We start from the raw sequence: 6,283 nt of genomic DNA, 5'->3' as shown, positions 1-6,283 counted from the left end.
CTGGGACACCTGCGTCATCACCACGCCCATGGGTCGCCGATTCATCGACATCCCGGCTCTGGAGCAGCTCACCGGCCATCCTGTGCGCAGCGAGTACAAGCAACCCTGCGAACCAGACGTCCTCCCGGCCCCGGACGCTCTTATCGTCGCTCCCGTGACCTGCAACACGATCAACAAATGGGCCGCGGGGATCAGCGACACCCTCGTCCTCGGGCTCCTCGTCGAGGCCATCGGCCTGAAACTCCCGCTGGTCGCCATGCCCTAAACGCGGCGGTCCCCGACGAGCCCGCCATCCGTGGCGAGACCGTGGAAGCCGCCGACCGGACGGGGCGGCTGCGCGCATCCTCGACGCGGTCCACTCGCACTGGATAAAGGACGACTACTCCAGCCACTGGTCCTACCGGCGGGAGACTTCGAGCGCAGGCTTCACGGCAGACGGCGCAAGGCGAAGGTGGCGTTCGTCGAACTCCCCGACGCTGTCCCCGTTCAGGGGCCGGAGAGCGAGGTGCTGGGCACACTGGTCACCAACGATTTCCTCGTGCTGCTGGACCCCCGAACCAGCAGATCGTCGTGCTCCTTGCCAGCGGCGTGACCAGCAAGACCGAGATCGCGGACATCCCCGGGTACGCCAACACAGCGCGGTCTCCAAGCGCCTGGCCCAGATCCACCGCCCCGCGCAGGCGTACTTCGACCAGACCTGGGCCATCGCGGCGTGACGAGTCGCTCCGCCTGGTGCCGTCGGTGGTCCGTCCGCGACGAGAGATGTGCTCGCGCTGCAGGGCAGTCCGCGGAGGCCTTGTCCGTACCTCCCCACGCGCCTGGTCGTCGGGCGGGCGAACACTCTGGTATCTGTGTGCAGGCTCTACGCCGGGTTCAGGGAGCAAGCGTGATCTGTTGGATTAACGGGTCGTTCGGGGCGGGCAAGACGACGCTCGCCGAGGAGCTGAGGCGGCGGTGCCCTGACGCGCTGATGTTCGACCCGGAGGAAGTCGGGTTCATGCTGCGCGGCATGATCTCCCCGGCCCCGTCAGGAGACTTCCAGGATCTGCCCGCCTGGAGGCTCCTGGTGGTGGAGACCGGGCGGGTGCTGGCGCAGCAGCACGGCCAGTTCATCATCGCGCCCATGACCGTGGTCGATCCGGGATACGCGCGGGAGATCTTCGGCGGGCTGGCCACGTACGGGATCCCGGTGCGGCACTTCTTCCTCAAGGTGCCGGCCGCCCGGCTTCGGGAGCGGATCACGAGGCAGGTCATCCACCCCGGCAACCCGCAACGAGATGCCGAGGTCCGGCGATGGCGGCTGGCCCAGGTCGACCGGTGTACCGCCGCCGAGGACACCCTGCCCAGCGACACAATCATCCTTGACGGCGAGTTGCCGGTGTCAACGCTGGCGGATGAGGTGCTAGTGGCATTCAGGCAGGATGGGAGGCTCATGCGGTAAGGCGGCAGCGCTGCCGATGGGGCGCGGCCATAGTCAGGCCGAGCATGGCGGGACAGGCCGGGGCCCGCGAACTGTTCGGCCGCCCTGTCCGGCGGGCACCGCGAACTTTGAACCATTTAGTCTTCGGTGAAGAAGATCCGTCCCGGGCTGATGCCCAGGCCGCAGCGATGACCCGGCAGTTGGCGGGCGGGCTTGGCGACGTCGAGCCCAGCCGAGGTGAAGACCCTCGGTGATCCCGTGCAGCCGCAAGTCATCGGCCAGCATGGACGTAGCGGTAGACAGGCTCGCGACGGGAGCGTGACCGCGCGCCGTTTGGACCAGGGTGTGCATCTGGTGGTCGTTCTCGCCGCGGTCTGCGCGGCTGGGGCCTGTCGCTGCTGGTGCGGCCGGGCCGGGCGATGAGGTGGTCCCGGATGGCGGTGGCCCACTGCTCGTCGATCAGGGTGCCAAGCTGGGCAAGCTGCTTTTCGGGCAGGCTGTGGGCGGCTTTGAGGGTGATGTCGGGTAGCCCGGCGAGGCGCTCGCCGTCGTGGGCGGTGGCGTCTCGCCTGCTGGATCAGGTTGTCGAGGTCGAGCAGGAGCAGGCTCGGGGTCGCGGCACGGCCTCCATGGGCATGGCGAGGGGGCCGCCGAAGGTGGTCTGAAGGGTGGTGAAGGCGAGGTCTCGCAGGGGCTCGGGCACGGAGCTTCCGGGGAGCCTGTGGCGGAGGCTGGCGGTGTGCGCGGCCAGCTCGTGTGACGGCCCGGTGCCGAGGATCGCGCGGGTCATGATGCTGGCGAGTTCGGGCATGTCGCCGGGTTGGAGGCCGAGCCAGGTCGGCTCGTTGACCCCGATCCGGAGGGCGGGTTCGCGTATTCCGGGCAGGTCGTTGAGAAAGTTGACCCGGATCCCGGCGTCGTGCAGTCGCCCGGCGGCGTCGGCGGCTGGGATGCCGTGCGGGGCAGTCCGCAGCCAGAGCTGATGTCCCTTGCTGTAGCCGAACGTGGCGCCTTCCGGGGGCAGGCCGTGGTCGGCGAGGCGCGTGCCGAGGGCGCGGGCGTTGGCGATGATTGAGCGGGGGTAGTCGGGGCAGCGCTCGGCGAACAGGGCGAGGGCCAGGCCGAGGGCGCAGGTGGCGCCGTAGTGGTGGCTGGAGATGACGTGCGACTGGGCCTCGCGCAGCAGGCGGGCGACCTCGTCGTTTCTGGTGGCGATGATGCCTTTCTGCGGGCCGGGGAGGGTCTTGTGGGTGGAGCCGCCGAAGCTGTGGGCTCCGGCGTCCAGGGGGTTCGGGAGCGCGCCGCCGAGGGTGAGGCCCATCCAGTGGGACACGTCGGCGTGGATCCTGGTCGCTGGCGATGTCTGCCGTGCGACGTTCACGATGGCGGCAAGGTCGAATGGGGCGAGGCCGTGGGACTGGTCGAGGTAGAGCAGCGGCGGCCGGTGCCGCCGCAGGATGTCACCGAGCTGGTCAAGGTCGGGGCTGTGTGGGCTGGGGCCGGTGACCAGGGCCGTGCGCAGGCCGAGGCGGGCGGAGAGGGTCGCGGTGGCGTAGTGGCCGCCCAGGCCGGGATCCAGCAGGGCGACGGGTGATCCGGGTGGGCCGCCGAGGGCGGCCAGGACGAGGGTCATGGCGCTGAGTCCGGACAGGGGACGGACGTTCACGTGGCTGGCGCGAGCGAGCTGTTGGAGTAGCGGGATGGTGAGCCTGGTCTCCAGGGCGGCAGCGTCTCGGGCTGCGGGGAATCGCCAGTCCCCGGGGTCCTGCGCGTCGTTGAAGAAGTACCGGCTGTACAGGTCGCTGAGCAGCGGGAGCCTGGCCAGCGGGGGCAGCATGTTCTCCGAGGGGATCATGTTGAGGCTCCGGGCGGCCGTCTGCTCGTGCGCGACGATGAGGCGGAGTGCCTCCTCGATGCCGATGGGGTCGCCTGTGTCCACCGCCGGACCGTCGGTGGCTGTGGTTGCGCGGGTGGTCATGCTGTCTGCTCCGTTGCGGCGCAGCGGGTGGTGAACAGGGCGCGGAACAGCATGCGGGGTGCGTCCGGGCTGTCCTGGTAGGGGGCGCGGCCGTGGCTGATGGCGTCGTTGGCCAGCAGGAGCGCCTGGCCGGCGGTGAGGGTGACCTCGGTGTAGTAGCTGGTGCTGGGCTGGGCGGCGTCGCGGAGGAACTCAAGGGCCCGGTCGAGTGCCGCGGGGCTGGTGACGGCGGCTGGGTCGTAGTGGTCGGTGCTGGTGACGGAGTAGCGGGAGAGGATCCTGCCGTCGGCGATGGCGAACGCTGGGCCGATCGAGGCTTGGCCGTGGCTGTCGGGGAGGTTGGAGGTCCGGACGAGGACGTCTGGCGCGGTCAGCGCCGCGGCTGCGGCGGGATCGGCGTTGAGGAGCGCTGCGAACGCCCCTGCGGCGTTGAACAGCTGGGAGGTGCCGCCAGAGGCGGCGGGGCGGGCGCACAGCATCAGGGTGGTCTTGATTTCGCCGATTCGTTGCAGAGTCCCGTCGGTGTGCAGATGCTGGCCGGTGGTCTGCCCGAACGCCGGGTGGCCGGCGGTGCTGGCGTCTGCGGTGATCTGGGTGACGCCCCCGTCGTCCACGTAGGCGCGGCCCTGGTACTGCGGCGGTGTGAACACCGGGCCGAGGCCGAGCGCTTCCGCGACGCTGACGGCCGCGCCGGGGTCAGGAATGGCGCTGCCCTCAAGCACCGCGTATCCGTGCGCGGTCAGGCGGGCGTCCACCTCGCCCCTCGTCGTGGCGGGGATGTGCTCCCAATCGCCGACGGGGACGGGCCGGGCGTGCTGGGCGGGAAAGGCGGGGACCTTACAGGTGAGCATGCTCAGGCTGGTGACGGCGGGCGCGGGGGTCACGGGCGTGGTCCCTTCAGATGAGCTGGGTCGGGGCGTCGGCGAGGATCGGCCGGCGGGTGAGCAGATCGGCGAGGGCCTCCCGGTGCCGGCGGGTGCCGATGTCAGGGGCGTGCCGCCCGGCGGCCAGGAAGTCCCGCAGGCCGCCCATGCTGGCCTCGAAGGTGAACCCGCCGCGGGTGACCTCCAGCGCGGCGAGGAACCCGTCCCGGGCCGTGCCGTCGCGGGCGGCGGTCGCCAGCGCGGCTGCGAGGGCGGGCGTGTCGCGGGGGTCGGCGACGGTGCCGATGTGGTGCTGGGCGACGAGGTCGGCGGAGGCGCCGTAGTGGTCGATGACGACGGGGAGCCGGTAGAGGAACGCATCGCGGAGCCGGAGCCGGTGGCAAGTCTGGGTTTCGGCCCCGTCCTTGCCGGTACACACGATCGCCCGCGCGGAGAGCAGCAGCCCGTCGCGCTGGTGATGGGGAACCGGGTCGCCGGGGATCTCAACGAGGCCGTCGAGGCCGTGCTGGCGGATCGCGGTGGTGATGGCGTCCCGGGCGTGCGGGGGCGGCGGGTACAGCAGTCGCAGCGCCAGCGGCTGCCCAGCGTCGCGGAGCGTGGCGAGGGCGGGCCACAGCGGGGACGGCTCGCAGTAGTCCCAGATCCCGCCGTTCCATATCAGGTCGACCGGGTTCCCGGGGACGGCGGCGGCTGCGTGCCGGTCCGCGTTGCGGCTGTAGCCGACGGGCAGCAGGGTGAGCAGGTGCCTCATGGCCGGTGATTGCTGGTGGTGGAGCCAGCCGAGTCGCCCGGTGGCCACCAGCGCGCCGAGGGTCGAGGCCCGCTCAGGCGCGGAGCGGACGAGCAGGTGGTCGGCGAGGAGGAGCTGGAGCCGGTACCGGTCGGCGAGCTCGTCGTAGAGGGCCTGCGGCTCGGGGGCGGTGCGGAGCTCGGCGTAGTGGAGGTGCTCGATGGGCGGGGCGTTCTCCACGACGGTTAGCACGCCGCAGTGGTAGGCGTGCAGCAGGAGCCGCGTGTCGGGCAGGTCGGTGGTGATCACCGCATCGGCGGAAGCGATCAGCTCCGGCCAGGCGTCTTCGGTGAACTCGGTGATCGTGATGCCGGGCCAGGTGAAGGCGGACGGGCGGGGGACGGCGAGGGTGATGTCCGCGCCGTCGCCGGCCAGGGCCTGGGCTAGCTCCCACATGCGCAGGCCGGTGCCGCCCAGGTGCTCGTCCACCGGGTACGGGCCGCAGAGCATCGTGATCCTCACAGCAGGGCCTCCTGTTCTTCTCCCATCTGCTCGGTCCAGCGGGCGTGCACGGCCGGCCAGGTGCCGAGGTCCAGGTAGGGACCGGTCTCGATGACGGGGCATCCGGCGAGCGGGCTGGCCGCCACGTCGGCCGTGGTGACGGGGCGGCCGGTGACGGCCCGGTGCACCAGGAACAGTGCCTCGCCCGCGTCATGGCGGAAGGCGAAGCCGAACCAGGTGGCGTTGAACCTGCCTGCGGCGGCCAGGGGCGGGTGCTCGGCGTAGTCCGCCAGCCGCGCGGGTGCGCCGCCGGTGATGAGGAGCGCGCCGTCGCGGCTGATCCTGGCCGGGTCGTCCTCACGGGCGGCCAGGAAGCAGAAGGGCGCGTCGCCCAGAGCATCCAGGGCGCGGCCGATCAGGCCGGCGGCCGGGAACCGGAGAACCTGGTCGGGCAGCAGGACGAGGTTCCTGTCCGCGAACCAGGGCTGGGCGGAGAGCACGGCGCCCGTGCACTCCGCTAGTTCCGGGCGTTGGGCGGTGAACGCGACCGGCAGGCCCGCGGCTGTGGTCCTGGCGATGACATGCCGGGCGGTGGCTTCCCTTCCGGGCCCGAGGACCACGACCAGTCGCAGCGCCGTGGCGTCGGGTAGCAGCAGGTCGAGGGTCTCGTCCAGCGGCGTGGACCCTGCTCCCAGCGGTAGGAGTTCCTTGCCGAACGGCAGGCCCAGGCGGCTCCCGGCGCCGGCACAGGGCAGGATCACGGTCGCCCT

General features: G+C 71.4%; 7 protein-coding genes. 3 read left to right on the top strand and 4 right to left on the bottom strand.

The features are described 5' to 3' along the window. The 3 genes from MJ797_RS02165 to MJ797_RS02155 form a co-directional block, all read left to right on the top strand. Window positions 1–265 (top strand): flavoprotein (locus tag MJ797_RS02165; RefSeq protein ID WP_308128270.1); only part of this gene is annotated, 265 nt, incomplete at its 5' end. Between the two features lie 30 nt (window positions 266–295). After that, on the top strand, window positions 296–592 hold the full coding sequence (locus MJ797_RS02160; RefSeq protein ID WP_239331291.1) for a hypothetical protein: 297 nt from the start codon (window positions 296–298) through the stop codon (window positions 590–592). A gap of 294 nt (window positions 593–886) precedes the next feature. After that, window positions 887–1,441 carry an AAA family ATPase gene (locus MJ797_RS02155; RefSeq protein WP_239331289.1) on the top strand — a complete coding sequence of 185 codons (555 nt, stop codon included), beginning with the start codon at window positions 887–889 and terminating at the stop codon, window positions 1,439–1,441. 556 nt (window positions 1,442–1,997) lie between these two features. On the opposite strand, the gene MJ797_RS02150 is transcribed toward MJ797_RS02155, so the two are convergent. Genes MJ797_RS02150 through MJ797_RS02135 form a run of 4 tightly spaced genes read right to left on the bottom strand, consistent with a single transcriptional unit; the run spans window position 1,998 to window position 6,274 of the window. Beyond that, window positions 1,998–3,398, bottom strand: coding sequence for a hypothetical protein (locus MJ797_RS02150; protein WP_239331287.1), 1,401 nt, complete (start codon window positions 3,396–3,398; stop codon window positions 1,998–2,000). Then, a complete protein-coding gene (locus tag MJ797_RS02145; protein WP_239331285.1) occupies window positions 3,395–4,282 on the bottom strand; it encodes a TauD/TfdA family dioxygenase in 888 nt (295 codons plus the stop codon). The genes MJ797_RS02150 and MJ797_RS02145 overlap by 4 nt, the downstream gene beginning before the upstream one ends. A 13-nt stretch (window positions 4,283–4,295) precedes the next feature. After that, window positions 4,296–5,522 carry a hypothetical protein gene (locus MJ797_RS02140; RefSeq protein ID WP_239331283.1) on the bottom strand — a complete coding sequence of 409 codons (1,227 nt, stop codon included), beginning with the start codon at window positions 5,520–5,522 and terminating at the stop codon, window positions 4,296–4,298. Window positions 5,523–5,530: 8 nt separating this feature from the next. Next, the gene (locus tag MJ797_RS02135) at window positions 5,531–6,274 is read right to left on the bottom strand and encodes a hypothetical protein (protein WP_239331281.1); all 744 of its coding nucleotides are present in this window, start codon (window positions 6,272–6,274) and stop codon (window positions 5,531–5,533) included. Window positions 6,275–6,283: the final 9 nt, after the last annotated feature.

Origin of the sequence: Protofrankia sp. CiP3 (assembly GCF_917627345.1) — a bacterium.
Lineage (GTDB): Bacteria > Actinomycetota > Actinomycetes > Frankiales > Frankiaceae > Protofrankia.
Note: the sequence above shows the minus strand (reverse complement) of the source record. Positions and strands in the feature narration are given on the sequence as shown.

Excerpts from the sequence above, each read along its gene's own strand:
- MJ797_RS02150 (WP_239331287.1), bottom strand. The coding sequence starts at position 3,398 with ATGACCACCCGCGCAACCACAGCCACCGACGGTCCGGCGGTGGACACA.
- MJ797_RS02140 (WP_239331283.1), bottom strand. The coding sequence starts at position 5,522 with ATGCTCTGCGGCCCGTACCCGGTGGACGAGCACCTGGGCGGCACCGGC.